Origin of the sequence: uncultured Microscilla sp. (assembly GCF_947493425.1) — a bacterium.
Lineage (GTDB): Bacteria > Bacteroidota > Bacteroidia > Cytophagales > Microscillaceae > Microscilla.
In genome coordinates this window covers 1-25,637 of the sequence record NZ_CANLRP010000048.1, presented here as the reverse complement: position 1 = coordinate 25,637, position 25,637 = coordinate 1, and the positions used below count along the sequence as shown (strand labels likewise).

Here is a 25,637-nt window from a genome sequence, read left to right as displayed (position 1 = left end):
AAGTGTAGGGGGCTACTCAAGCAAAAACATCATCCCCCTTTTACTACTACAGCTTGCCCACAACAAGCCTAAGGAATGGTACCAAAATAAATTTACATTCTTAACCTCATCTTTTGAGGCTATACTTTGTTAAAAAATAGCCGAATAGCGATGCTATTAGCCGATTTTTTACCGCGTCTAGCAACAAAATATTTTAGCGTTACTATAGAAATTTATTTTTACACCATTCCTAAGCAGTCAATGAAGTAATATTGGCTATTAAATTTAAGTACATTCAACCTAATACTTTTTTAGCAATACATTTAAAATACAAGCACTAAATTATAATTAGGTACCCTCCATTACTAGGTGTAATTGTTTGATAATAAGTGAATTACTGCCTGTTGCAGCTTTTACCTAATTACTTGCTACTGTTTATTTATAAAAAACAGCAGGTAAAAACTGTTGAATAACCTCTATATTTGAAGCCGCATCATTGATTGTGTCATTCTACAAAAAATATATCGCCCCTTATTATATATATCTACTTCTGTTACTGGGAGCAGTAGTGCTAGAAGTAGGGCATTATTGGTTACACCATCTTGATGCACATCACTCTCATGGTGCGCATCATCATTCCCACACTCATACCACAGAAGATCACCATGGGCACGATCACATCAAAGAGTTGTTTGTATTGGTGGCACCACCTACGCACTTGCATACTCATCAACCATCTGTAGTTGCGCCTACAGGCAAATACTTTACTAAACCAGGGTTATTTTTTTGTTTAAAACAATCCTTGTACACCTTTTCTCTGTCTTTTTATCAAGCAAGCAATGTTTCAGTTACAATTGTGCCTGCTTCTCCTCCACCTCAAGTCTAATGTTTTGTTTATCAGTTGTTTAACCAGTCTTACCACTTAATTTTTTTCACTTAAAAATTGTAGTAAAGATATTATTATGTCTTTTTTAAAAAATATTTTTACCTGTGTACTATTATTGGTAACAGGTATAAGCAGCTCATTTGCAGCTCATCAAGGCTCTATACAAGGAGTGGTGCAAAGCGTTAACGATCATTTACCATTGGCAGGAGCCAGTGTGTTATTAGTGGAAACCAACCAAGGAGTTGCCACCGATGCTTTTGGCAAATACCAATTCGACCACTTAAAGGCAGGACAATACACATTGAGGTTTTCTTATATTGGGTACCAAACCCAGCAAATAAGTTTAACAATAAGAGACAATGAAAGTGTAAAACTGACTACTTTGTTGGTTTCCAGCAATCTTATGTTGTCAGAAATAATGGTATCGACTCCAAAGATCATAGGAAGCGAAACGCTCAACCCACTGAGCAATGTCGATATTTTGTTACGCCCCACCCAGTCCTCACAAGACATATTGCGCATTGTGCCTGGGCTTTTTATCGCCCAACACGCTGGAGGCGGCAAAGCAGAACAAATATTTTTGCGTGGCTTTGACATTGACCACGGCACCGACATTCACTTGTCGGTAGACGGCCTGCCAGTAAATATGGTGTCGCACGCACATGGGCAGGGTTACTCAGACTTGCACTTTGTTATTCCGGAAACGGTAGAAAAGGTAGACTTTCAGAAAGGAATGTACAACGCCGATAAAGGTAACTTTGCCACGGCAGGCTTTGTGGCTTTTCAGACCAAAGACGCGCTAGAGCAGAGCAGCATTTTGCTGGAAGCAGGGCAATTTGATACTTATAGGGTAGTAGGTATGTTTGATTTGTTGAGTAAAAAACAGAAAAGAGAAAACCGTCAAAGTGCTTACCTTGCCGCCGAATATATGGGTATGAGAGGTTATTTTGATAGCCCACAAAACTTTGGTCGTTTGAATTTACTGGCAAAGTATCACCATTATTTGAGCGACAACAAAGTACTGACTGTACAAGCGTCTACTTTTAGTAGTCAGTGGGATGCCTCCGGACAAATTCCTCAACGAGCCATTGATCAAGGGTTGATTTCGCGCTGGGGCGCAATAGATGATACCGAAGGGGGCGAAACCAGCCGTACCCAAGTGTCAGTAAAGCTTAGGCAAATGATGAACAATGGGGCTGTTTGGGACAATCAAGTATATTTGATCAATTACAACTTTGAGCTGTATTCTAACTTTACCTTCTTTTTGAACGATCCGGTGAATGGCGATCAGATTCGCCAGAAAGAAAACCGTAACATCTTTGGTTACCAAACCAACTACCACCTAGAGAGTAATTTTGGTGGCACTACTTTATTTAGCCACTTGGGGGGTGGCATTCGCCGCGACAATGTGTTAGATAATGAACTTTCGCGTACCTTGGGGCGACGTACGACCCTTAATCCAATCTCGTTGGGCAATGTGTATGAAACCAATGTTTTTGCGTTTGTAAACGAAACCCTGCAGTTGACTCCCCGCCTTAGGGCAAATCTTGGGGTACGGGTAGACCACTTTGACTTTGAGTATGTAGACGCGCTCAGCAATAACTATCAACGACAAAACCAAGCGCAAACCATTGTAAGCCCTAAACTAAGCTTGAGCTATACATTGAACCCATTGGTAGAGTTGTTTGCCAAGTCGGGTTATGGTTTTCACTCAAACGATGCGAGGGTGGTAGTGGCACAACAGGCTACTCAGACCTTGCCCAGAGCCTTGGGTGCCGATGTTGGGGTAAACCTGAAACCCTTTGCCCAGATGTACCTTTCGGTAGCGGGTTGGTGGCTCGACCTTGAGCAAGAGTTTGTATATGTAGGTGATGAGGGCATAGTAGAGCCCAGCGGCGAAACACGTCGTCTGGGGGTAGACTTTGCTTTACGTTACCAAATTACCCCCTGGCTATATGCCGATGCCAACGTAAGCTGGGCGCATGCACGTAGCACCCAAGCGCCCGAAGGCGAAAACCTGATTCCGCTCGCGCCTTCTTTTACCAGTATAGGAGGTTTGACTTTTAAAACCAAAGCGGGTTGGAGCGGTAGTTTGCGTTATCGTTGGATGGACGACCGGACTGCCAACGAAGACAACAGTGTGATTGCCCAAGGGTTTTTCTTATTAGACGCCAGCCTAAATTATACCCGCAAACGGTTTGAGGTGAGTTTTTCGGCGCAAAACCTGTTAGACCAAGCCTGGAACGAAGCCCAGTTTGATACAGAGTCACGTTTACGCAACGAAACCAACCCTGTATCTGAAATTCATTTTACCCCAGGCACCCCATTTTTTGCCAAAGTAGGGGTGAAGCTCTTTTTTTAGTAGACTTCTGTGCTGAGCAAAAGCCCTTGTACTATCACAATTAGTACAAGGGCTTTCTTTGTTTATTCAACTTCAATGCTTCGATTTTGTTCCGCGTTTTTAGTCAGGTATGTACATGCTTGTACATCAGGTATCAAATTGTCTATTTTGTTGCGTAATAGACGTAAGCTTGGATACAATTGACTTACCGTAATAGTACACTTAATGCCCAGTTGGTAAGGATACATCTCTAGCAAATCGTCTGCATCGAACTTGATCATTTCCAGGGTTTCACGAATGTTTTGTTGTAAACACCATATTTCCGCGGCAAGCATATAGGTTTGGGCTTTCTCTTGGGCGGTGTTTTTCTGAGCCAAATAATTTTCATTACTTTGCATACTGTAATAATTTTTTGTTACAAAAAGCCCTTGAGGTAGATCTCCAAATCTTTGACCTCTTGGGCTATATTTCACTTGAAATACAAAGTAAATATAGTTAGTTTATGTTGTTTATGAAAATAATAGACAATGTTTATTCTTCCTTCTTTGTGAATTGGTATACAGTTTTAAACTCGCCATATTCGCTTAAAACCCGCTTCATTCTTTTCTCTGATACCTTTCTATCTTCACTATAATAAGAAAACTTTACATCTCGCAGTTTTACTTTAGATGTGGTAGGTAACTCAGGAAATACGTTTTCAAGAAACCATCTAAAGGCTTCTTCTATGGTGTCAAATTCTTGCATGGCAATGTTTGTTTTGTTGATAAATATACAGGATTTTTGGGTAAAAAAGTATTCATGAATTTATTGAGCTACCGTCACCAGGGTTTAAGGGAGTTTCCTGAAGAAATACGGCAAACACCCAACATTACCAACCTTAACCTAAGCGATAACCAGATTGAACGAATACCTGCCTGGATTGCGACATTAAAAAACTTGCAAGTACTTTATCTCAATAATAATCAAATTACCAACATAGACAAGCTGTGCGCTTTGCCTCATCTCGAAGTACTTCAGTTGAATAATAACCAAATTAGTCGTATTCCTGAGTCAATCAGAGGTTTAACCAACTTGAAACGCTTGTACATCAATAATAACCTGCTGGTAGAGGTGCCCACAGCATTGGGAGAACTTACCCAGTTGAACCAGTTATTACTTGCCAAAAATCAATTAATTGACTTGCCTGACACTATAGGCAAACTTATAAATTTAACAAGCTTAAACTTGTTTGACAACCGCCTGGAGCAACTCCCTGACACTATAGGCAATCTTACCCAGCTTACCTATTTGCAGCTGGGTTTCAACTGCCTTGTCCGATTACCCCACACCCTAGAATGTTTACAAGCGCTCACTCATTTAGAGGTCTTTTCTAACCAATTGCATACATTGCCAGGGCTTGCCCACCTTCAAAACCTCAAAAAGCTCAATGTAGGCGATAATTATTTGTCATGTATTGAGCAACTCCCTACCAGTTTAACCGAAGTCAGTATTTACCATAACCCCCTCAAGGCGATTGACTCAGGACTGACCAGCTACATTGAAAACAAAGGAGATAATAAGTTTGAGTATTTGTATGTAGATACTCAACAGGTTCAAAGGCTGAATATTGACCCTCAGGTGCTTGGCAAAACCCTCAAAGTAGTAGATTTGGCAAACAAGAAAGCGAGTGCGCTAGACCTAAACTATATGCCTATGGAGTTACGACAAAAATGGCAAATTATAGGTGAATGGACTTAAGCTTGTTGCTTTCTGTTGGCAAGGGTATAGAGTGATTTCCGACAAATTCAGCATTTAAAAGTTAACCTGATAAACAAACCCCTGCAATTACAAAACATAACTCTTCATCACAAAGTCTTCTTCGAAACCCAACTTAAAGTAAAGGCCTTTGCCTATTGCCGAGGCTTGCAAGGTAGCATACTCAAGCTGTTGGGTAGTGGCAAGGTGCAGTACCTCGTGCATAATGGCTTCGGCGTACCCTTGGCGACGCATATTAGGCGTAATGCCTATCATGTGTATGCCCGCTATGTTTTGAGTGCGATAAAGCATAGCCGTGCCTGCGGGTTCGTTGATTGGGTTATATACGATAAAGAATTGAGCATCTTTGGGGTGATTAACTACAAACTTGGGTGAAATATGGTAGCCAAAGGCTTGTTCAAACAGCTTAGACCAAAGAGTTGCTTCATTGACTTGCAGGACTTTCTTCAGCGTTACACGATTTTGCTGGTGTGGGTAAGTATTGCCCAGTTTGAGCGACATGCCTATTTGCTCAAAAGCTACCTTAAACCCTTGAGCCGCAAAAATCTCGTCAGCGTTGTCGTTGGGTTGGTGTACATACGGCACTACCATTGGTTGAGGCAAACCTTGTATCTTTTCTTTTACCTCTTGCAAAAGTTTGGGGCTCAAAGGTTGGTGCATCCACACTCGATTAGGCCACAAGGCGTCAGGGTTTACACAATAGCTAAAAGACTCTCCCGCAAAATACATATCATACAGTTTGCTGGTTTCTGCCCAATAAGCAGTTAAGTTGTTAAAATTTGCTTTAGTAAGATTCAATGTTGTGGTGTTCATGTTTTTGTGTTTTTTAGTGAATTTTATAAGAACTATTTCCAGTTAATCAATACAATACCCGTTACCATTGCCAATACACCCAGCAAACGTTGTAGGTTGATGGGTTCTTGGGGCAAGCCAAACCAGCCAAAATGCCCCGCAATTACGGCAAATGCCAGTTGTCCGCTTAAGCCCAGCGAGATCATAGTAGACACACCCAAACGTGGAATAGTATAGTAGTATAAGCTAATGCCCAGCAAACTAAACAGCCCACCCGCAAACCATAAATAATAGGGCACCTCTCTGATTTGGTGCCAGGTGGGTATAGTACGCACGCCCAGCGTTACAAATAGCAAGGCAAATACAGCGCTCCCAAAAAATGCCACCAATGCTCCCAACAAAGGATGTTTGAGCAATACGCTTAGTTGGGCATTAAGTCCGCCTTGAACGGCAAGAAAAACCCCACCAGTAAATGCCAGTGTTGATAATATAAATTGATTCATAGTGCAAAGGTAGGAGAGAGGGAGGGGCTTTGCATGTACATTTGTTGAGAGCAGGTAATTTTTTTGAACAAAAAGGGAAAAGATACTCGTTAGGTTTTTTCTACCAAAAGGGTTAAATTGTACGTTAAAACTATAACTAAACTAATTTATAAAATATGTTATTTTCAACAATCTCCAGGGTATGATTAATAAATTACCCCCTACATTGAATCTGGCAGAATATATTGCCAAAATACAGCAACTTTTACATACCAACAATGAAATAAACATTGGCTTAGCCTGCGAGCTAATGAAAGGACAAGGTATTCCAGCTTCGCTTCAAAATATTCTGCTGAATAGCTCAGGCAACATTATTTTACATTGCTTACGCAATCACTTGATAGCCCCTTTTGCCCGCCTACAGCATTTAGACCTAAACAATACTGAGCTTACCGAATTACCATCCGAAATAAGTCGCCTCAAAAACCTGACAAGCATCAACCTGGCCTTTAACGAAATAGATGAGTTTCCGCCAGTATTGATTGAACTAAGACACTTAAATACCCTCAACTTGAGCGAAAACTACCTGAGCAGCCTGTCGTTTGACATAGTACATCTACACAGGCTAAAAACGTTGCATTTGGGGTGGAACGAGTTCGAGGAGTTTCCCTTAGAAGTATTAGGGTTGTTAAAGTTAGAACAGTTATATTTAAACGAAAACAAGCTCGATAAACTACCTAAAGAAATCAGCGAATTACCTTGTTTAACTTACTTGAACTTACGGTGGAACGAGTTTGAGCAATTCCCCATAGAACTTACCCTAATTGCTCAACTTAAAAAACTTAAATTTAGTGAAAACTGGATCAACGTACTCCCTCCCGAAATTGCTCAATTGCAAAAATTAGAGCAATTATATTTGTCTAAAACTAACCTGGAAAATGTACCACCCGAAATAGCCCAACTACGCAACTTGCGCATGCTCGATTTATCTGCCAATCAGTTAGATATTTTTCCGGAGGAGCTGTTGGAGCTATATCAACTCAAACAATTAAACCTTGCCCATAATCACGTAAATAGTCTGCCTGAAGGCATCAGCCAACTTACTCAGCTAGAGGTATTAGAGCTACAGGGCAATTATATAAAAGCACTTCCTACTGAGATTACACAATTACAACACCTCAAAAAGTTATCGCTCAACAACAACGGCCTAACCCATTTACCGATAGAAATGGGCGAATTAGAGAGTCTTGAATACCTTGCCCTTGAACAAAACTGTTTGCAAAAGTTACCAGAAGGATTGGCACAACTCAACAAGCTCAAAGTATTGAAACTGGCAAACAATGATTTCCCTGAAAAGGAAAAAGAGCATATCCGACAAGCGTTTGCCACAATCCCTCAGGTAAATATTCAAGGCTTGACTTAAAGGGGACAAAAAAACGGCAAGATTCAGAGCGTTACTCCAAATCTTGCCGTAGTATATAATTTTATATATTTAAAGCTTAAAATTGTACTTCTAAACGCTCCATTACAAGGTTTTCGAGGTATATACGTAAAGGTTCAAGCTCAATTTTATCTACTATTTCATTACCAAAAGCGTGAATTAACAAAGCGCGGGCTTCATTTGTTGCAATACCACGCGAGCGTAAGTAAAACAATGCTTCTTCGTCGAGGTTTCCGGTAGTAGCCCCGTGCGAACACTTCACATCATCTGCCCAAATCTCAAGCTGAGGTTTGGTATTGATAGAAGAGTTATCAGACAACAATATATTACGGTTTTGCTGGTAAGCGTTGGTTTTTTGCGCATCCTGTCGCACAAAAATTTTACCGTTAAATACCCCCGTACTCTTTCCATCCAGCACCCCTTTGTACAACTCATTACTAAGCGAATGAGGCTTAAGGTGATCGGCCACACTGTGGTTGTCTACGTGTGTATTACCCGTAAGCATATACAAGCCAAACATGTTCGACTCTACATTAGAACCATCCAAGGCTATGTTCAAGTTGTTACGAATGACCCCACCATTGAGCGATATGGTAGTATTGGCATAGTAGCTATCAGATGCTTGCTTTACCTGAGTAGTGCCCACATACGATGCATTAGGCTGATCGTTCTGTACTTTATAATGAGTCATTCGAGCGTTGGGCTCTACTACTACTTCCATTACAGCATTACTAAAGCTTGCCTGGCCGCCTATAGTATCAGTTTTGTCTACAAAAGTGGCTTGTGCACCTTTTTCTATCACAATCAATGAGCGAGGCTGTACACCTACATTTTCGTTGCGGGCATCATTGATAAAGTACAACACCGTAGGCTCTTCTACTACCTTATTGGCAGGTACATGAATAAACACACCATCTTGAACAAAAGCAGTATTGAGAGCAATCAAAGCTTCTTCTTCACTGTTGGCAAGTTGGGCAAAATGAGGCTCAACCAGTGCTGTATGGGTATCGTAGGCTTCTTCCAGGTTTTTTACTACCAACACATCTTCCGAAGATACAATCTGAGAAAGTGCAGGCTGATACACCCCGTTTACAAAAACGATGTTGTTGGCTTTGGGCATATTAGGCAAGAAAAATTGCTCAATATCTGCCTTTTGCAAAGGAGATGTTTGCCCAAATGCATACGCTTCTTTGAGTACCTTGCCAAGGTTGGTATACTTCCATTCTTCGTGTTTGGTAGTAGGAAAACCCAACCCATCAAACGATTGAATTGCCTGTTGACGGATTTTGTGTATAGGTTTTTGGCTTTTGCCGTTGAGCGTATTCTCAAAAGTTTTGAACTGCTCAAGCAAAGTAGATTTTAGATTTAATTTATCTATAGTACTCATGTTTGTTAAAATTCTAAGTCAAAATTAGAGACAATGCCACCCCTTTGGCTGAGGGAATAGTTACACTTGTGTGTCCATTTTGGCATCCTTGAGTATGGCATTTTTAAAACTTGTGGATTGATCAATTTTGGCTCCTCTAAAATCAGCTCCAGTCAAATCACAATCTTCAAAATCGGTATTCACTAGGCTTGCTCCTTTAAAACTACAATTACGCATCTGTGAGCGTGAAAAATCAGTAGAGTATAGATCAGCCTTATCAAAGCAGCAATCGTTGAGAATAGAGTCTATAAACAAACTCCCTTCAAGGTCAGAGCCACCCCAGTCTTTCTTGATGGCATATACTGCTGCACAATCAGCATAAGGGAGGCGAATTTGGCTCAAGTCTATTTCTTGTAAATTTTTGAAGCATAATTTGGCCTGTTTACCTGTTTTTATATCATCAGTATCAATGCCTTTATATACTCCAAATATCAGGTTTTTGATATAAAAAGTAGCCCAGTGTCCTCCTGCACCTCCATTTTGCAAAAACATATCGTGGTCTAGCAATAGCTCGTTAAACTCTTTGTTTAATACAGGCTTGGCCTCTTTTACCAAGTTTTTCATCGAGTCACGAGTTTCATCAAAATTGTCTGCCATAAGTCCGATTTTAGATTAGAGATTGTCCAGAGCAGTCAAGTTTTAGTTTTGTGTACTACTGCGCAGCTGCTACTTCTTCCTTGATCCAGTCGTACCCTTTAGCTTCAAGTTCTAGTGCCAAATCTTTAGTGCCTGATTTTACAATACGTCCATCAAACAATACGTGAACAAAATCAGGAACAATATACTCAAGCAATCGTTGATAGTGAGTCACTACAATAGTGGCGTTTTCGCTGCTTTTCAATTGATTTACTCCTTCGGCCACAATGCGCAAAGCATCAATGTCCAAACCTGAGTCAGTTTCGTCCAAAATAGCCAGTTTGGGCTCAAGCATCGCCATTTGAAATACTTCGTTACGCTTCTTTTCGCCACCTGAAAAACCTTCGTTCAAAGAACGCTTCAATAAGTCTTGGCTAATGTTTACCAAGCTGGTTTTTTCTTTCATTCTTTTCAGAAACTGTACCGCATCCAAAGGCTCTTCACCTCGGTATTTGCGTATTTCATTGGTAGCAGTTTTCAAAAAATTAATAGTAGTTACACCAGGAATCTCCACAGGGTATTGAAACGCAAGAAAAACACCTTCTCCCGCTCTTTCTTCCGGCGCTAGTTCTAACAAATCTTTTCCAGTAAATTCAATGCTCCCTTGTTCTACTTCATAATCCTCGCGTCCAGCAAGTACCGAAGCAAGTGTACTTTTACCCGATCCATTGGGGCCCATAATAGCGTGAATTTCTCCCGCTTTAACTTCCAGATTAATTCCTTTTAGAATTTTCTTACCCTCAATAGAGGCATGAAGGTCATTTATTTTTAACATGATTGTTTCAATTTAAGCATTCAAAAATTCAACATTTAAAATCTGTTACCAATCTTGCAACAAAAGACTCCTATGTTTGTTTGATAACCGACATTAAAAATTTGTGTGGGTATTAAAACCCAATTTTAATACTATTCTCAGAAAACTTAAGTTCATCCTGATTATATATGTTAGCCAGCGTCATGGCTTCTTTTACTTCATTTTTATAGCCCAGTTTGTCCGACAATTGCTGAGCTTTTCTCTTGGCCAATTTTCCAAATTCATACATGGCAATCAAACGCCCCTTACGTAGCAACGCCTTATCTATTTTGCTAATGTGCGCATTAAATGTACACAGTATTTGAATATTAAGACAGTCAGACAGCAAGCCATCTGCTACATTCAGCAGGTTTGCTACCGAAGCGTTTCGATAACCATCCCTTTCTTCTACTATGTTTTCAGCATCTTCAATGATCAGTATAGAATTTGGGTTGGCAATCAACAGTGTCAAGAAGTCCGGCGAAGCAATCTTGTGGGCATACTCCGGCGGAATGTAAATCATTTTTTTATCTATCAAAGAAGTCAAATAACGAATATAGCTTGTTTTGCCCGTACCCGGTATGCCATGCAACAGTACCAGCCCCTTGTCGTCAGGAGTATTTAGCCTTTCTACAATAAGCTGATGAATATCGGCAAAGCTGTCATTATAATTGCTGCCAATATCCAGCACACTTTTCTTTACTTCAAAATCTTTGAGATACAAGTAATTATTATTCTCATACAACAAAAAAATCTTACCTTCAGCTTTGGTTTCGCCAAAGCTTTCTCTGATATGATTGACAATTGTATCAATAGTTTGTTGGGGGATATTATCGCTGTATAGAATTTTGATGTAGCTATCATCTTCATCAAAGCACACCAACAGGTCTTGCTCAATGTGAATGATAAAGTTAGAAATGGCTATTTTATCTTTTTTACGGGAATAGCTTTCATATTTCCACATTTTGCCTGCGTCTATATCAAAGCTTGATTGTATTTTGGCGAGAAATTTCTCAATGTCTACACTCTCATAAAAAGCAATGACATTGGGAATAAGGCTATTGACAGCTACAAAGTATTTAGAGGCTTCAATCTGACACTGATAGTCTATAATATTGGCATAATCATAATTGAAAGAAACGGGTGAAGAATCATTTTGAAAAACATAATTTTTCATGTGCAAATCCTATTAAACTAATATTCGTATGGAGTTTATTTTCAAATCTAATGATTGATGCCAAATGATTGGGATAATATCAGTATTTTTTATTGGTAATCGGACAGATAAAATTGAGAGGATGCCTCAACATAAATTTGCGACATCCTCACTATATTAGTTTTGTATATGTAATTACTAAGTATCTATTAACCTACACTACCTTCCAGGCTAATCGCCAATAGTTTTTGAGCTTCTACTGCAAACTCCATTGGAAGTTGTTTGAGCACTTCTTTGGCATACCCATTGACAATCAACGCCACTGCAGCTTCTGGGTCTATACCTCGTTGGGTACAGTAAAACAATTGGTCTTCACCAATTTTAGAAGTAGTAGCTTCATGTTCAATTACTGCTGTAGGGTTGTCAGCTTCTATATACGGAAAAGTATGTGCTCCACACAAATCACCCATGAGCAGCGAGTCACACTGCGAATAGTTACGGGCATTGTGTGCACGTTTCATTACTTTTACCTGACCCCGGTATGAGTTTTGACTATGCCCTGCAGAGATCCCCTTAGACACAATACGACTCTTGGTATTTTTACCAATGTGAATCATCTTAGTTCCAGTATCTGCTTGTTGGTAATTATTAGTAACTGCTACCGAATAAAACTCTCCTATAGAGTTGTCACCCTTGAGTATACAACTGGGGTACTTCCAGGTAACCGCTGATCCGGTTTCTACTTGTGTCCAGGATATTTTTGAATTTACCCCGTCACAAATTCCACGTTTGGTTACAAAGTTATAAATACCTCCCTTACCGTTTTTATCACCAGGATACCAGTTTTGTACAGTAGAGTACTTTATTTCGGCATTGTCCATGGCTATCAACTCAACCACTGCAGCATGCAATTGGTTTTCGTCACGCATAGGAGCAGTACAACCCTCAAGGTAACTTACATAGCTACTCTCATCAGCTATAATCAAAGTACGTTCAAACTGCCCGGTTCCCGCAGTGTTGATACGGAAATAAGTAGAAAGTTCCATTGGGCAACGAACGCCTTTGGGTATGTAACAAAACGAGCCGTCACTAAATACAGCAGAATTCAACGCTGCAAAATAATTGTCGTTGGTAGGTACTACTTTACCTAAGTACTTACGTACTAACTCAGGGTGTTCCTGAAGAGCATCACTCATAGAGCAAAATATGATTCCCAACTCTCCTAATTTTTCTTTAAAAGTAGTAGTAATAGACACACTATCTACTACGGCATCTACCGCAACTCCAGTAAGTCGTTTTTGCTCTTCTAAAGAAATACCTAGCTTCTCAAAAGTTTTCAGCAACTCTGGATCAACCTCATCAAGGTTGTTTAGTTTTGGCTTTTTCTTAGGAGCAGCGTAATATATAATATCTTGATAGTCAATCTTTGGGAAGTCTACATTTTGCCAATTGGGTTCAGTCATTGTTTTCCATTGAGCAAACGCAGCCAGGCGCCACTCAAGCATCCATTCTGGCTCATTTTTTTTGGCTGATATAAAACGTATGGTGTTTTCATCGAGACCTTTAGGAGCCGATTCGGTCTCTATTTTGGTCTCAAAACCATATTTGTAGTCAGAATTGATGTGTTCTTCTAATATGTCGGTTTCTTTACTCATGCTACCCAATTTTGCATTCGTTATTTAGAATGATTATAATCTTTACAAAATTACAAGTAATTGTACAAACTATCAAAGTTTGTTGAACCTAAAACCCAAAAGAGGTGCTTTTTGTTCAAAAAAAATTAAGTAATTAGATTAAAAGTGATAGTATTACTATTTTTTTGAGAAGTATTATTACCAATTCAAAGGCTTTGAACCTGCGGAAAACATCAAATAATAGCATTATAACCATTACTTATTTTCTGTTACGTACAATGCTTTCGGTACTCTTCGCTTATAAGATCAACCCCAGTAGGGTGTGCCAACCCCAGCTCAATTGCCAGCGACCATTGGTGGCAAGCCTGCGCTGTATTACCTATTTCGTGATAAGCTTTCCCTTTTAAGTATAGAATGTATCCTTTATCAAAATCTGATAAGGGAGCATTTAAAGCCTGACCTAATAACCTGATTGTTTTACGGTATTTTTTTTCTTCAAAAGCTATATCAGCTTGGTTGATCATTTCAATGGCGTCATTACGCGAGATTTTTGGAAATAAATTTTCTGGAGAGTCACTCATTTTCTTTCCATCGTGCTTATTGTCACACATAAATTTTATAGTGTCATATTTAACCATGTCTTTTAGCATTGACAGGTATTTGGAACTTAGCCAGCGATTATTTTGAAGCATTGTATTAAAAGCGCTCATAGCTTGGTTGTAAAATAATGATGTATCATTGATTTTACAGCCTATACTCAACCATATACAACAGTAGGTTGTATGAGAGGTAAAGGTTATAAGTGAATAGGATAGGGTTGAATAAATTAGCAGAAATTTAGTTTGAGAATGGTTGATGTGGGGATTTTTGAAAGATGAGTCCACAAATGTAGTAAAATTCACGGGAGTAATAAAATATTCCACCCATTAACTATTGACATGTACCTAATAATTAGGCAATTATACCTATACTCAAAAGTGGGGAAAATCTACATTTTTGATATTGAGTGAAGGGTTTTTCTACTTTTAACAGTTGATGAGACAGTATTACAACATGGAGAGTGTCATCAAATGCTTGCAAATAAACTATGTGTTTTATTGGGTGTAGGCAAGGGAAGGGTTCAAGCGTAACAATGCTCGATGTAAAAGGCAAGTGGTTTACAAGCTTTATATTAGTCGTTGGTAGGACATTCAGTGGATATGATAGACTGCTGTTGTATTAATAATATAAATTGTATCTATTTTATATTACTATTGTATATAAACTTGTATACCAGGCAACTAATAGCCTGTTGTAATATTAGTTGTATCATATATTAAATATGAAGGAATTTAGTCTACTGTTTAATCCGATTTAAAAGGCAATGTTATTATTTGATGGATATAAAAGGTTGGGTGAGGTGTCTTTAGTTCACCTGGTATTTAGACAATGCTTCTTCTACAAAGTCTACTCCTAAAGAATGTACGATGTTTAATTTTTGTGCTTCATTCCAGTCAATGCATGCTTCTTCTATGTTGCCTACTGCTTCATAAGTACAGCCTCTCATATACAATGTATAAGCCAGGTTATTGAGCGTAGTACCCAAGTCAATGACTCTTGTATAGTATTGTATGGCTTCATTATAGTTATTAGATTCAAATAACTGCTTGGCTTGCTGCATGAGGATAATAGCTTGATGACTGCGCGAGAGTTTTGCTTTATTATTCTTCATGATACTGTTTTTAATATAGCTTGGGTTGGTTAAAGTAGTCATAATAATTCCTGAAATTTATAAGGTATGTTAAGAAAATATAAGTGTTGGGTGCCAGAAATCAAGTTTTTGTTTATTCCCGACTATATTGACCAAACGTGTTGAATTTTATAAGGTTTCATATTTTTATTGAATTGTAAAACATTTTATAAGTCATGTGATGAATTATTGTACTTTTACAATAATCATGCAAACTTTGCGTTCGATGTATCACCTGTAATTTTGCTCCAGTTTCGGTTTATTGTAGGTGCTGAGAGGCTGCTTCCAGTGTTTTTAAATGAGGGAGTTTTTGTTGGGCTTGGGCAAGGCTATATTGAAATCTTTTTACCACATTATCTCGTTGTTTTATGTTGTTTTTCAACTCTTTGACCAGCTGTTTATTTTTGATAATCTGCACTTGAGCCTTTTTTACTTCGAGAGAGTTCAAATAACTAAAATGATTGGTACGCCTTTCTAGTTTTCGGTACCTCACCCTGAGTTGTCTGAATTTTTCAAGTATTGTCCCATGCTTGCTTAGCATAGCATCTGCGAGTGCTACAGGCTTTTCTTTTTGTTCAAGCCTTGCCTGTACTAAACCTTTGATATGTCCCATTACCAATCCATTAGATTTTACTACCCGCTCTTGTTTCCATACCTCATTATGCCCTATTTTTTGTAGTTGCCTTATTTGATAGTTTACCTTGTTGAGATGCCTCAAGTAACGACGGAGCTCTATAATTTGCCTGTAATGTTTTTGCATGCCTTTGCGTAAGCGTTTGATATATATTTGATTGTGTTTGATGAGGCGTTCAGCTTGTGTTATCATTTGTTCGCTTTGTGTATTGAGAGCATTGAGGTGGGCTATGCGCTGGCGTTTTTGTTCAATGGCTTCTTGCATGCTCTTGACGAGTGACTGTTTGCGGAGGTTCAAGGCATTGATTACTTTTTTGGGGGCAGTGCTAAATATCAAAGCAAGGCAAAGGGCGATTAGATTACATTTTAAAATGGCTGTTTTGCTGTACCACTCAAACTGTCTGAGTATTCTGCGTTTATCAAGTGGGATAAAGGTGTGTTGTTGGTCGTTAACAAGCTGCCGAACTTCTTCTAAAAATCTGGCGTGAAAATGATTGCCTTGTTCACGAAAATAAATAAAGAGTAATAAAGCCACGAAGAATAAACCTAAAAATACCTGTAATACAGGCAGCCAGTTTGATAGCTTCCAAGGGAACAAAAATATAAATAGGGTAATGCCAGTGCCTATAGCTGCCAATGCTATAAGTACCATGACAATACCACGAAGTTTGCGGGTAGTAATAAACAGCGCTTGCCAAGGTTTTTCGTTGACCATTTCAGGTGCGATCACAAACCAAGCATTCAATCGTTTATGCCATTGTTTAGGAGTTTTATCAGGCGCTGGTAAGCTATTTAAATTTTGCATCAAAAAAACTAAAATTATGAATTATAGTACAAGCCAAGTGGTTATATTGGGTGTACTTGTTACAAATACCGCATTTTTCTGTTTTATCCAATGAATATTACTTTTATTTGCAAAAATTTTGTTGTCAAGCCTATCAATGAACTACTTAATTCACAACGTAGAAATAATAGACAAGCATTCCGAATTTAATCGCCAACGCAAAAGTATTCTCATCGAAAACGGCGTAATTACTCAGATTTCTGATATTTCACCCACACAATCTACTGACCACCTAACGGTCATTAGTGGGCAAAATCTTCAGATATCGGTTGGTTGGTTCGATATGCGCGCATCATTTTGCGACCCCGGATTTGAGTACAAAGAAACACTCACTACCGGATGTAATGCTGCTCAGGCAGGAGGTTTTACCGAGGTAGCCGTATTGCCCAACACCCAGCCAGTAATACAAACCAAAAACGAGCTGGCTTATCTAAAGAGCCATAATCTAAGACATTTGGTTCAAATTTACCCAATAGCTGCAGTATCTGTCAATGCAGAAGGCAAAGAGCTTACCGAAATGTTGGATTTGCATACCCATGGGGCGGTGGCCTTTTCTGATGGCATACAACCTGTGTGGCACTCCGACATATTGGTAAAAACTCTACAGTACCTTCAGAAATTTGATGGGTTACTTATTAATCGCCCAGAAGATTTGATGCTTACCCGCTTTGGAACCATGAATGAGGGCGTGAGTAGTACTATGCTGGGGCTTAAAGGTATGCCTGCTCTTGCTGAAGAAATGATGATTAGGAGAGATTTAGACTTTTTGGCTTATGCTGGAGGTAAAATTCACTTTTCTGCTATTTCCAGTGCTCGTTCGGTACAATTAATTCGTGCAGCTAAAGCCCAGGGGTTACAGGTAAGTTGTGATGTGGCAGCACACCAAATTGCTATAGATGATGCTGCTTTGATGAGTTTCGATTCGTTTTTAAAAGTAAACCCTCCCTTCAGGGGAAAAGCGGACATAGAAGCATTGTTGGAAGGTTTACAAGATGGCACCATTGACGTAGTGGTGTCTGATCATCGCCCACAAGATGAGGAAAGTAAAAATCTAGAGTTTGATCTTGCCGAGTTTGGTGCACTAGGGCTGGAAACAGCTTTTGGAGTCTTGAATACTTTTGGTAAAAAACACCTCAGCCTGGAAGATAAAATAGATAAGCTCACATTTAGACCAAGGCAAATCTTGAACTTACCACAAGCACATATAAAAGTAGGGGAGGAGGCCAACCTTACCCTGTTTGATGCACAACAAGAGTGGACAGTAGAAACAAAGTATATTCAGTCAAAATCTAAGAACTCTCCATTTTTGGGTACTACGCTTACCGGGAAACCTGTCGCAGTATTTAGTGGGGCGCAAACCAATTGGCAAGAGAAAAATTAATCAGGTTAGTTTTTAATTATTATTGATAAAATAGAAAGTATGAAGCAGTTACTGAAAGTTGGAGCGATCACCGGATTGATTGGGGGAGGTCTTTTCATACTATTTTTTCTGATTCTTTTTTGGGCAGTAGATAACCCTATGGAAGCCGGCTATAAATCAACCGATTTCTTTGTATACCTTGCAGTGTTTGTAGTGTTGTATTTTTTGTATCGTTATCAATTAAGCTTCCGTCAGGGATTCTTAATGGGTAATGTCACTACACTAGTAATGGTGGTAGTGTCAGTACTGTTTATGTACTTGTTTTTAGGCAGTAAAAGTAATGGGGTGTTAGATACTCACATTAAAACTGAAATAGCCTTACAGGAAAATTCGCCAAGTAAGGCAAAACGCATTGAGAAGTTAAACAAGCAAGGTAAAAATGGGCAAAAAATATTTGATGATTATATACAATCGCTAAAAGACTGGAAGAGAAGTAGTTGGTTATCTCACGTGATACAAAAAGAATTCGTGTCTAAAATATTTTTAGGCATTATTATCTCTTTGTTGTTGTCTCTGGTACTTAGAAAATACACGCCTAAAGAACCTATGCCCACCGTAAAGGAATAACTTATTGACATAAAACTTAAATGAACTATGGCACTGGCAAAAAAAGGATCAAGAAGTATATTAGTAGACGAGATTCAATATAGATGGAAAGCCCGCAGCGAACCCGATGGCACCACCCATGTAGTAGTAGAGCTCTACGATAACCCTCAGCAATCAGTAGTCGCATTTTTTCAATCGTCATTGCCCAATAATCCTGACGAACGCCGAGCCATTACCCCTGCTACAGTCAGCGCTATAGTTACTTATGCACTGGATAATGGGTGGAACCCAGAAAAAAAAGCCAAGCAATTGAATTTAGGTTTTTTAGATGATAAAATCACAGTCTAAATAGGTTCAAATATGGGGTGGACAGTGGTTAAAAGAAAACTAGGAAGAGCTGGAAGCATCAAGCAACGTACTGTCCGGCAACGAGAGTGGGACAAAACCTATGGAGATGGCAACTGGGCAGTAGGGTATGTGCTAGACGGAGAGTTTATAAGTCAGGATGATGCCTATCACTCAATATATTATGCCAGCTATGTAGCCCATTTTGAAAACCACCCAAAGGACCTTCAGGAATTGATCATTACTGCTAAAGTATTGCGAAATCCTCATGCTGAAGCTACCACTGGGGTAGACTTACAAGTCCCCGCTATACAACAATACCTTGACGAGCATCATTTACATTTGCAAGGTACCCAAGTTGTAGACATAGGTTCCTGGCAAGGAAAGGCTTCGCATGCGTTGAGCATACGACTGAGTCCTTTGCATATTAAGTTTGTGCATAATCCTAAAATAACCCTTGAGAAATTTTGGCAGGAAAAAAAGTGCCTGGCTATTTGGGAAGAAGATTGAAGCGTGGTATATCTGTAAATATTCATTATCTTACTAAGAATTCATCTTGGCTTTTAGGTTAAAAGTAAAAAAGTGAGCCGATTTCTAACTGATAAAATTATAAATGCTTAAAAATAAGCAACTTATGAGTTTGTTGGCTGCGTATGCACCGAATCTATTTCTAAATCCCGATTCATTTCATCGGGGCAGCTTGCTGTGATGAGCTCAACGCGGTTAAACAGGGTATAGCACCGATATGCATCTGTATCTAGGGGCTTCTAACTATTGATCGTAGCTGTTATCTTAAAAAAGGCAATTATCTCTATGCAAGACACTTTTTCAAACAAAATAGTAAATATAGGCTATGATGCTAAGCTTCAAATTATGCGCATCAATTACAAGGGGTTTGGAGTTTCGGAGCTTTATCGCGAAGCAGTGACAAAAAGCTTTGAAATTGCTTATAAATACTTATGCAATCGTTGGCTAATCACTCAAGCAGAGTTTAGGGGGGTAAGCCCGCAAGACAGCCATTGGCTTACCAATGAATGGGGGCCTTACATTGCAGATAAGTATAAAGAAAAAGGCATTGCGAGGCGCAAGACAGCTGTAGTAAAAGCCGATAATGTTTTTACAGATTATATTGCCGAGAAAGTAGCTGAGGGTTTGCAAAACAGCGAAGAATGTCAGTTTTTTGATAATGAAGAAACTGCTCTTGCCTGGTTATTAGCCTAATGTTTTACATAACCCATTACTTTAGTTCGTAGGTATAAAACGGTGTGATTTCCAGCGAACCTCCTGTTTTGGCATACAGTTTTTTAGCTGCTTCATTGTCCATAGAGGTGCCAACAAAAATAATGGCAATGTGCTGTTGATAACAAGTTTGCTTCAAGGCTTCAATGAGCGCAGTGGCAATACCCTTTTGTCTTGCTTCTTTATTTACTCCTATTTCAAACAAAAACATCTCCGTTTCTTCAGTATCAAACATTTCCATTTCATAGGCGGTTAATCCTCCCACTACTTTATTACCTACCATTGCTACATAGGCGTGAAAACTCTTTTTGGTGAGCAGTTTGGCCAAATACTTTTCCCTGGGATAAATCACTTGGGTGGCCCCATCGTCTGTATGCCAAGCTTCAATGAGTTGCTTTGCCAGTGTTATATCTGCCTGGGTAAGCTTTTTGATGGTGTAACGCATGTTTTTTATGTTAAAATGTAAGCCCAGATCAGGCATGCATGCTTTGTCCGTAGTTAGGCTTATACATTTGTAGATCTTATCAGAGAAAATAGTGTTTGAAGGTTGTCATAGTTTATACTACTTTGCCACCCCAACCCATGATCCCACCTTTTAGGTTGTAAACCTGTTCAAACCCCTCTTTAGCCATAATTTTACAAGCCTTGGTGCTACGCATACCGCTGCGACAATATACATAATAAGTTTTAGATTTATCTAAACCTTGAAGCTGGTTCTTAAATTTAGGCGTCATTACATTGATATTACGTGCTTTAGGAATATGGCCCGATTGAAACTCTCCAGGAGAGCGAACATCTAATAGTTGCACTCTTTGATCGTTTTTTAATATTTCTTGAAGTTCACCTGAGCGAATGGTTTGATAAGTTACATTTACTGAACCTCCCAATAGTTTTAACAGTTTTCCTAACATTATATAATATTATTTATGAACATATTTAAATGTATTAATGTAAAAGTAGGGATTTTGAATTAAAAAACAGCGAGCTTACGATTTTTTATGATATAGATGGTAGTGTCTGCTATCCATTAGGTAGAATTTTGTAGACAAAGGTGTCTTACCTGAATGAAAAAAAACATAATGCCTGACTCAGAAATAAAAGCCAATTATTTTTTCCTTATCCAAATCTCTCCTAATACCAAAAGACCTCATTTTTTTTTTTAGATTTGTTCATGGATTTGCCCTTTTTTGGCAATTTTAATAAATTAATAAAATAATTGGCTTGTAAAGCACTGATAAACAGTGGTTTGTATTTAAAATTAAAAACAAAATTCAATGCTACGTACACATACTTGCGGAGAACTCAGGATAGACCATGTAGGGCAAAAAGTGACCTTGTGTGGTTGGGTACAAAAAAATAGAGATAAAGGCGGGTTGATATTCGTCGATATTCGTGATCGTTATGGGGTTACCCAATTGCAAGCCGATGAAACCAATACTGATGACCAAGTAGTAGAACGTTTGCGTCAATTAGGGCGTGAGTTTGTTGTATATGCTACAGGCAATGTCATTGAGCGTGCATCTAAAAACCCCCAAATGCCTACAGGTGAGGTAGAGGTGCAGGTAACTGACATAGAGATATTAAATGAGTCTAAAGTACCTCCCTTTTTAATAGAAGATGATACCGACGGAGGAGACGAGTTGAGAATGCAATACCGTTACCTTGACTTACGTCGTAATGTGGTACGTCAAAAATTGGAGTTGCGTAATCAAATCAACCGCGAAGTACGCAACTTTTTGGATACTCAGGATTTTATTGAGGTAGAAACCCCAGTCTTGATCAAATCTACTCCTGAGGGTGCCCGCGATTTTGTGGTACCTTCACGTATGAACGAAGGACAGTTTTATGCCTTACCTCAATCTCCTCAAACCTTCAAGCAATTGTTAATGGTTTCGGGTTTTGACCGCTATTATCAAATCGTAAAGTGTTTTCGTGATGAAGACCTCCGTGCCGATCGTCAGCCTGAATTTACTCAAATAGACTGTGAGATGTCTTTTGTAACACGTGAAGATATTTTGTCTACTTTTGAGGGCTTGATCAGGCATTTATTCAAAACAGTGAAAGGTGTAGATTTGCCTGAAGTACCTATAATGGAGTATGATGACGCTATGCGTTTGTATGGCTCAGACAAGCCCGATATCCGCTTCGGGATGGAGTTTGTAGAACTGAACGATGTGGCTCAAAACAAGGGTTTCAAAGTGTTTGACGATGCCCAATTGGTAGTAGGTATTTGTGCTAAAGGAATTGCAGAAGAGTATTCTCGCAAAAAAATAGATGAATTGACCAACTTTGTTAAACGTCCACAAATAGGGGCAAAAGGCTTGGTATATGTAAAATACAACAAAGATGGCAGCTTTAAATCGTCCGTAGACAAGTTTTATAGTCAAGAAGACCTGAAAGAATGGGCGGTAAAAATGAATGCCGAACCTGGTGATATATTGTGGGTGCTTTCAGGCAATACCAATACGGTACGCAAGCAACTCAACGAGTTACGTCTGGAGATGGGCAATCGTTTGGGTTTGCGTGATCCTCAAAAGTTTTCGGCTTTGTGGGTGGTAGATTTCCCATTGCTTGAGCAAGACGAAGAAACCGGAAAATGGCATGCTATGCACCATCCGTTTACTTCGCCCAAGGCAGGACAAGAGGCATTACTAGACGATGACAGCCAGTTGGCAAATATCAAAGCCAATGCTTATGATATGGTCATCAATGGTGTAGAGTTAGGTGGTGGATCTATCCGGATTTACCAACGACCTATGCAAGAAAAAATGCTTTCTTTATTAGGGTTTACCCCAGAAGAAGCCAAAGCCCAGTTTGGTTTTTTGATGGATGCATTTGAGTATGGCGCGCCGCCTCATGGAGGCATTGCGTTTGGTTTTGACCGTATTTGTGCTGTTTTTGGTGGGGTAGACTCTATCCGGGATTTTATAGCTTTTCCTAAAAATAACTCAGGGAGAGATGTGATGATCAATGCACCTTCAGTCATTGACAATGAACAATTGACCGAGTTAGGATTGAAATTAAGTCCTGTAGAGGATGCAGCAAAAGTAACAGAGTAAACCAAACAAATTTTAAAACCATAGTTGTTGACTGTTTTTTCAACAGCTATGGTTATACTCAACAAATAGAGAATATTACCCGAATATAAGGGCGTGGAATGGAAATTGTTATTAGCTTGTAGTTAGTCAATGAGGCATTTGTAATACTATGTTTTTTTAATACCTAATAATCAACATTTAAATTAGTTCAACGTTTTTAAAAAAAAGACAGCAGCCTAATTACTACCACATTGTTTGTATCTTTGCAATCAAATCAGGGATGCTGGTATCCAACTAAACACCAATCTTTTTTACAATGAAAGTCAGAAGCGTCGCACACCATGGGCTGTTTCAAAGCATCAGATCAAAATTGTTGATAGCTTTTTCTGCTTTCTCTCTTATTGCCTTTTCCATTGTATTCGTATTCTTTTGGCTTGAGCGTCGCCAACACCGCATAGAAGATATTACCAAAAGCCTTACCCGCCTTAATCTACAAATCAATGATGTGAATAGCCTTGAGAAAGATTTTTTCAGTGACGATGTATTTGACAAAAACTTTTATGTAACAGGTAAAAGTGACTATCTTTTGAAGCATACCGATTTACTTGAGCAAATCAAACGTGAACTGACCCTTTTGAGCGATGTAAAAGATTTACAGCGTAAACAACTTGCTCAAGAAATTGTAAAAGTAAATCGCCAAATTAATAAGCTTGAAAAGTTGTTCGAGCAGTTAGTGCAAATTATTAGAACTAAAGGCTTTAAGGATGTTGGTTTGCAAGGAGATATGCAAAAGTCTATTGGTCAGTTATTTAAAAAGCAACCTGAATATAACTTAACAGAAGTTTATATCCTGAAAATTCGCAAACATGAAAAAGATTTCATCATAGCCAAAGAAATTCAATACGTAGAGAAGCTTAAGCAGGCGGTAGAAGTTGTGCGTCAAGAAGTTAAACAAAAAGTGCAAGATGGACAAGCGCAAGCAGGCTTGTTGAATGATTTGAATACCTACCAACAAGCCTTTTTAGATTTGGTGAAAATAGAAAAACGCATAGGTTTTCACAACCAAAGTGGCTTAAAAAAGAAACTCAATGATTCGCTTGAGGAGCTTGAAAAAAACATTCAACAAATAGATACCCTTGTATTTGATGCTGCCAGCCGGGTAAGAACAATCGTAAAATACACCCTGGTTATTTTGCTCATATTTTTTGTTATATTGAGTATGGTACTAGGGTACTTTGTGAATCATAAATTTGGCAAACCCATTGCCCGCCTGTCTAACTCAATCAATTGGGTGATTCAAAATAATTTTAATGAAGATAGCAAAATCTATCAAATCAACAATAAAGATGAGATAGGGCGACTTGCCAATGACTTTCAGCATATGCTAGAGGCGGTTCAAGCCCGAACCGAGGAGGTAATGAAGCAAAAAAACTTGTTGGAGAAGAAAAACCACGACATTACCAAAAGTATTAATTATGCCAAACGTATTCAAGACGCCAAGCTTCCTCAGCTAAGTACAATCCAGGAAGTTTTTCCCCAGTCTTTTATTATGCTCAAGCCACGTGATGTAATCAGCGGCGATTTTTACTGGTTTTCGGAGGTAGTAGATAAAAACGGCGATACCAAGTATGTCATTGCCTGTAGTGACTGTACTGGACATGGGGTGCCTGGAGCTTTTATGAGCATGATTGGTTCAGATTTACTCAATGAAACCGTCCACGAAAACAATGTGATTGAGCCTCACCTTATTTTAAATACCTTACACGATAAAATACGCAAAGCCCTCAAGCAACGTACTACTGGCAACCGTGATGGAATGGATATTTCTATTGTGGTAATAGATAAAAAGAAACAGGTAATGGAGTTTGCCGGAGCAAATACGCCAATTGTATATATCCAAAATCATGAACTAACCCTAATCAAAGGCGATAAGGAAGGTATAGGCGGACTTGAAAATGAGCGTGACCGTGATTTTACCCATCATACCATCAAACTACGCCCCAAACTAAAGACCTCATTGCCAACAGCAGTGGCTTCGCATTTATCGCCCGATGCTTCCCAAAAAGAAGAAGAGCGATACTCTCCCACCACTTTTTATATTTTCTCTGATGGCTACCAAGATCAGTTTGGAGGGGCTAAAGGGCGTAAGTTTATGTTGAGGCGGATGACTGATTTATTTATGAAAATATATCAGAAACCAATGAGTGAACAACACGAAATTATGGAGCGTACCCTTGCTAATTGGGCAAACGGACAACGACAAATAGATGATATTCTTGTTATGGGAATACATTTACCATAAACTCACCCTAAACATTCCCTGTTTCCCTCCTGACAATTGCCTTCCTGACCAAAACACTTTTAAGAATAAAGTGAGTACGCAATATTAATATAAAATACTGATTTTCAGCATTTAACAAGGTGAATATTTACTCGATAGTCCACAGCATTTAGTCCGTAGTCCATAGCGGATTCGAGTAAATGTTTACCCTATGAATCATTGTAAACCAATGGCGTATATT

General features: G+C 39.0%; 25 protein-coding genes. 11 read left to right on the top strand and 14 right to left on the bottom strand.

Going from position 1 to position 25,637, the window contains the following annotated elements; translation table 11 throughout:
* The first annotated feature begins 481 nt into the window (after positions 1–481).
* Positions 482–865: a hypothetical protein gene (locus tag Q0954_RS14315; protein ID WP_299457958.1), complete on the top strand. Its 384-nt coding sequence runs from the start codon at positions 482–484 to the stop codon at positions 863–865.
* A 76-nt stretch (positions 866–941) separates the two neighbouring features.
* Positions 942–3,227: a TonB-dependent receptor gene (locus tag Q0954_RS14310; protein ID WP_299457956.1), complete on the top strand. Its 2,286-nt coding sequence runs from the start codon at positions 942–944 to the stop codon at positions 3,225–3,227.
* Positions 3,228–3,289: 62 nt separating this feature from the next.
* Here the strand turns inward: Q0954_RS14310 and Q0954_RS14305 are convergent, their stop codons facing one another.
* Positions 3,290–3,604: a hypothetical protein gene (locus Q0954_RS14305; RefSeq protein ID WP_299457954.1), complete on the bottom strand. Its 315-nt coding sequence runs from the start codon at positions 3,602–3,604 to the stop codon at positions 3,290–3,292.
* Positions 3,605–3,737: 133 nt separating this feature from the next.
* Entirely contained in the window at positions 3,738–3,950 is a 213-nt protein-coding gene (locus tag Q0954_RS14300; RefSeq protein WP_299457952.1) for a hypothetical protein, read from the bottom strand.
* A 54-nt stretch (positions 3,951–4,004) separates the two neighbouring features.
* Here Q0954_RS14300 and Q0954_RS14295 point away from each other — a divergent pair, with 54 nt between their 5' ends.
* Positions 4,005–4,943 (top strand): leucine-rich repeat domain-containing protein, encoded by a 939-nt coding sequence (locus tag Q0954_RS14295; protein ID WP_299457950.1) that lies wholly within the window; start codon positions 4,005–4,007, stop codon positions 4,941–4,943.
* Positions 4,944–5,030: 87 nt separating this feature from the next.
* Here the strand turns inward: Q0954_RS14295 and Q0954_RS14290 are convergent, their stop codons facing one another.
* A complete protein-coding gene (locus tag Q0954_RS14290) occupies positions 5,031–5,774 on the bottom strand; it encodes a GNAT family N-acetyltransferase (protein ID WP_299457948.1) in 744 nt (247 codons plus the stop codon).
* Positions 5,775–5,806: 32 nt separating this feature from the next.
* Positions 5,807–6,256 carry a DMT family transporter gene (locus Q0954_RS14285; protein ID WP_002698321.1) on the bottom strand — a complete coding sequence of 150 codons (450 nt, stop codon included), beginning with the start codon at positions 6,254–6,256 and terminating at the stop codon, positions 5,807–5,809.
* A gap of 181 nt (positions 6,257–6,437) precedes the next feature.
* Between Q0954_RS14285 and Q0954_RS14280 the strand changes: the two genes are divergently transcribed.
* On the top strand, positions 6,438–7,658 hold the full coding sequence (locus Q0954_RS14280; RefSeq protein WP_299457946.1) for a leucine-rich repeat domain-containing protein: 1,221 nt from the start codon (positions 6,438–6,440) through the stop codon (positions 7,656–7,658).
* Between the two features lie 76 nt (positions 7,659–7,734).
* On the opposite strand, the gene sufD is transcribed toward Q0954_RS14280, so the two are convergent.
* The 8 genes from sufD to Q0954_RS14240 form a co-directional block, all read right to left on the bottom strand.
* Positions 7,735–9,063 (bottom strand): Fe-S cluster assembly protein SufD, encoded by a 1,329-nt coding sequence (sufD, locus tag Q0954_RS14275; RefSeq protein ID WP_299457944.1) that lies wholly within the window; start codon positions 9,061–9,063, stop codon positions 7,735–7,737.
* A 60-nt stretch (positions 9,064–9,123) separates the two neighbouring features.
* The gene (locus Q0954_RS14270; RefSeq protein ID WP_299457942.1) at positions 9,124–9,699 is read right to left on the bottom strand and encodes a pentapeptide repeat-containing protein; all 576 of its coding nucleotides are present in this window, start codon (positions 9,697–9,699) and stop codon (positions 9,124–9,126) included.
* A gap of 55 nt (positions 9,700–9,754) precedes the next feature.
* Positions 9,755–10,513 (bottom strand): Fe-S cluster assembly ATPase SufC, encoded by a 759-nt coding sequence (gene sufC, locus Q0954_RS14265; protein ID WP_299457940.1) that lies wholly within the window; start codon positions 10,511–10,513, stop codon positions 9,755–9,757.
* A 112-nt stretch (positions 10,514–10,625) separates the two neighbouring features.
* Positions 10,626–11,708: an AAA family ATPase gene (locus Q0954_RS14260; protein ID WP_299457938.1), complete on the bottom strand. Its 1,083-nt coding sequence runs from the start codon at positions 11,706–11,708 to the stop codon at positions 10,626–10,628.
* A 188-nt stretch (positions 11,709–11,896) separates the two neighbouring features.
* Complete coding sequence (gene sufB / locus Q0954_RS14255; protein ID WP_299457936.1) at positions 11,897–13,342, bottom strand: Fe-S cluster assembly protein SufB; 1,446 nt, start codon at positions 13,340–13,342, stop codon at positions 11,897–11,899.
* Between the two features lie 248 nt (positions 13,343–13,590).
* Positions 13,591–13,932: a hypothetical protein gene (locus Q0954_RS14250; RefSeq protein ID WP_299457934.1), complete on the bottom strand. Its 342-nt coding sequence runs from the start codon at positions 13,930–13,932 to the stop codon at positions 13,591–13,593.
* A gap of 794 nt (positions 13,933–14,726) precedes the next feature.
* Complete coding sequence (locus tag Q0954_RS14245) at positions 14,727–15,032, bottom strand: hypothetical protein (RefSeq protein WP_198145037.1); 306 nt, start codon at positions 15,030–15,032, stop codon at positions 14,727–14,729.
* A gap of 277 nt (positions 15,033–15,309) precedes the next feature.
* Positions 15,310–16,488, bottom strand: coding sequence for a hypothetical protein (locus Q0954_RS14240; RefSeq protein WP_299457931.1), 1,179 nt, complete (start codon positions 16,486–16,488; stop codon positions 15,310–15,312).
* A gap of 136 nt (positions 16,489–16,624) precedes the next feature.
* Between Q0954_RS14240 and Q0954_RS14235 the strand changes: the two genes are divergently transcribed.
* The 5 genes from Q0954_RS14235 (at position 16,625) to Q0954_RS14215 (ending at position 20,059) form a co-directional block, all read left to right on the top strand.
* A complete protein-coding gene (locus Q0954_RS14235; protein ID WP_299457929.1) occupies positions 16,625–17,908 on the top strand; it encodes a dihydroorotase family protein in 1,284 nt (427 codons plus the stop codon).
* A 39-nt stretch (positions 17,909–17,947) separates the two neighbouring features.
* On the top strand, positions 17,948–18,514 hold the full coding sequence (locus tag Q0954_RS14230) for a DUF4199 family protein (protein WP_299457928.1): 567 nt from the start codon (positions 17,948–17,950) through the stop codon (positions 18,512–18,514).
* Positions 18,515–18,541: 27 nt separating this feature from the next.
* The gene (locus tag Q0954_RS14225; RefSeq protein WP_299457927.1) at positions 18,542–18,841 is read left to right on the top strand and encodes a hypothetical protein; all 300 of its coding nucleotides are present in this window, start codon (positions 18,542–18,544) and stop codon (positions 18,839–18,841) included.
* Positions 18,842–18,853: 12 nt separating this feature from the next.
* On the top strand, positions 18,854–19,348 hold the full coding sequence (locus Q0954_RS14220; RefSeq protein ID WP_299457925.1) for a hypothetical protein: 495 nt from the start codon (positions 18,854–18,856) through the stop codon (positions 19,346–19,348).
* Positions 19,349–19,651: 303 nt separating this feature from the next.
* Positions 19,652–20,059 carry a hypothetical protein gene (locus tag Q0954_RS14215; protein ID WP_299457924.1) on the top strand — a complete coding sequence of 136 codons (408 nt, stop codon included), beginning with the start codon at positions 19,652–19,654 and terminating at the stop codon, positions 20,057–20,059.
* Positions 20,060–20,075: 16 nt separating this feature from the next.
* Here Q0954_RS14215 and Q0954_RS14210 read toward each other — a convergent pair whose 3' ends face one another.
* Together Q0954_RS14210 and Q0954_RS14205 are read right to left on the bottom strand one after the other, a co-directional pair.
* Entirely contained in the window at positions 20,076–20,522 is a 447-nt protein-coding gene (locus Q0954_RS14210) for a GNAT family N-acetyltransferase (protein WP_299457923.1), read from the bottom strand.
* A 112-nt stretch (positions 20,523–20,634) separates the two neighbouring features.
* On the bottom strand, positions 20,635–20,988 hold the full coding sequence (locus Q0954_RS14205; RefSeq protein WP_299457922.1) for a rhodanese-like domain-containing protein: 354 nt from the start codon (positions 20,986–20,988) through the stop codon (positions 20,635–20,637).
* A 363-nt stretch (positions 20,989–21,351) separates the two neighbouring features.
* On the opposite strand from Q0954_RS14205, the gene aspS reads away from it, so the two are divergent.
* Together aspS and Q0954_RS14195 are read left to right on the top strand one after the other, a co-directional pair.
* Complete coding sequence (gene aspS, locus Q0954_RS14200; RefSeq protein WP_299457921.1) at positions 21,352–23,136, top strand: aspartate--tRNA ligase; 1,785 nt, start codon at positions 21,352–21,354, stop codon at positions 23,134–23,136.
* Between the two features lie 295 nt (positions 23,137–23,431).
* Complete coding sequence (locus Q0954_RS14195) at positions 23,432–25,417, top strand: SpoIIE family protein phosphatase (protein WP_299457919.1); 1,986 nt, start codon at positions 23,432–23,434, stop codon at positions 25,415–25,417.
* Positions 25,418–25,637: the final 220 nt, after the last annotated feature.

Bases quoted from the DNA above. Each gene is read 5' to 3' on its own strand.
- Q0954_RS14310 (WP_299457956.1), top strand. From the start codon at position 942: ATGTCTTTTTTAAAAAATATTTTTACCTGTGTACTATTATTGGTAACA.
- Q0954_RS14305 (WP_299457954.1), bottom strand. From the start codon at position 3,604: ATGCAAAGTAATGAAAATTATTTGGCTCAGAAAAACACCGCCCAAGAG.
- Q0954_RS14300 (WP_299457952.1), bottom strand. From the start codon at position 3,950: ATGCAAGAATTTGACACCATAGAAGAAGCCTTTAGATGGTTTCTTGAA.
- Q0954_RS14295 (WP_299457950.1), top strand. From the start codon at position 4,005: ATGAATTTATTGAGCTACCGTCACCAGGGTTTAAGGGAGTTTCCTGAA.
- Q0954_RS14290 (WP_299457948.1), bottom strand. From the start codon at position 5,774: ATGAACACCACAACATTGAATCTTACTAAAGCAAATTTTAACAACTTA.
- Q0954_RS14285 (WP_002698321.1), bottom strand. From the start codon at position 6,256: ATGAATCAATTTATATTATCAACACTGGCATTTACTGGTGGGGTTTTT.
- Q0954_RS14280 (WP_299457946.1), top strand. From the start codon at position 6,438: ATGATTAATAAATTACCCCCTACATTGAATCTGGCAGAATATATTGCC.
- sufD (WP_299457944.1), bottom strand. From the start codon at position 9,063: ATGAGTACTATAGATAAATTAAATCTAAAATCTACTTTGCTTGAGCAG.
- Q0954_RS14270 (WP_299457942.1), bottom strand. From the start codon at position 9,699: ATGGCAGACAATTTTGATGAAACTCGTGACTCGATGAAAAACTTGGTA.
- sufC (WP_299457940.1), bottom strand. From the start codon at position 10,513: ATGTTAAAAATAAATGACCTTCATGCCTCTATTGAGGGTAAGAAAATT.
- Q0954_RS14260 (WP_299457938.1), bottom strand. From the start codon at position 11,708: ATGAAAAATTATGTTTTTCAAAATGATTCTTCACCCGTTTCTTTCAAT.
- sufB (WP_299457936.1), bottom strand. From the start codon at position 13,342: ATGAGTAAAGAAACCGACATATTAGAAGAACACATCAATTCTGACTAC.
- Q0954_RS14250 (WP_299457934.1), bottom strand. From the start codon at position 13,932: ATGTGTGACAATAAGCACGATGGAAAGAAAATGAGTGACTCTCCAGAA.
- Q0954_RS14245 (WP_198145037.1), bottom strand. From the start codon at position 15,032: ATGAAGAATAATAAAGCAAAACTCTCGCGCAGTCATCAAGCTATTATC.
- Q0954_RS14240 (WP_299457931.1), bottom strand. From the start codon at position 16,488: ATGCAAAATTTAAATAGCTTACCAGCGCCTGATAAAACTCCTAAACAA.
- Q0954_RS14235 (WP_299457929.1), top strand. From the start codon at position 16,625: ATGAACTACTTAATTCACAACGTAGAAATAATAGACAAGCATTCCGAA.
- Q0954_RS14230 (WP_299457928.1), top strand. From the start codon at position 17,948: ATGAAGCAGTTACTGAAAGTTGGAGCGATCACCGGATTGATTGGGGGA.
- Q0954_RS14225 (WP_299457927.1), top strand. From the start codon at position 18,542: ATGGCACTGGCAAAAAAAGGATCAAGAAGTATATTAGTAGACGAGATT.
- Q0954_RS14220 (WP_299457925.1), top strand. From the start codon at position 18,854: ATGGGGTGGACAGTGGTTAAAAGAAAACTAGGAAGAGCTGGAAGCATC.
- Q0954_RS14215 (WP_299457924.1), top strand. From the start codon at position 19,652: ATGCAAGACACTTTTTCAAACAAAATAGTAAATATAGGCTATGATGCT.
- Q0954_RS14210 (WP_299457923.1), bottom strand. From the start codon at position 20,522: ATGCGTTACACCATCAAAAAGCTTACCCAGGCAGATATAACACTGGCA.
- Q0954_RS14205 (WP_299457922.1), bottom strand. From the start codon at position 20,988: ATGTTAGGAAAACTGTTAAAACTATTGGGAGGTTCAGTAAATGTAACT.
- aspS (WP_299457921.1), top strand. From the start codon at position 21,352: ATGCTACGTACACATACTTGCGGAGAACTCAGGATAGACCATGTAGGG.
- Q0954_RS14195 (WP_299457919.1), top strand. From the start codon at position 23,432: ATGAAAGTCAGAAGCGTCGCACACCATGGGCTGTTTCAAAGCATCAGA.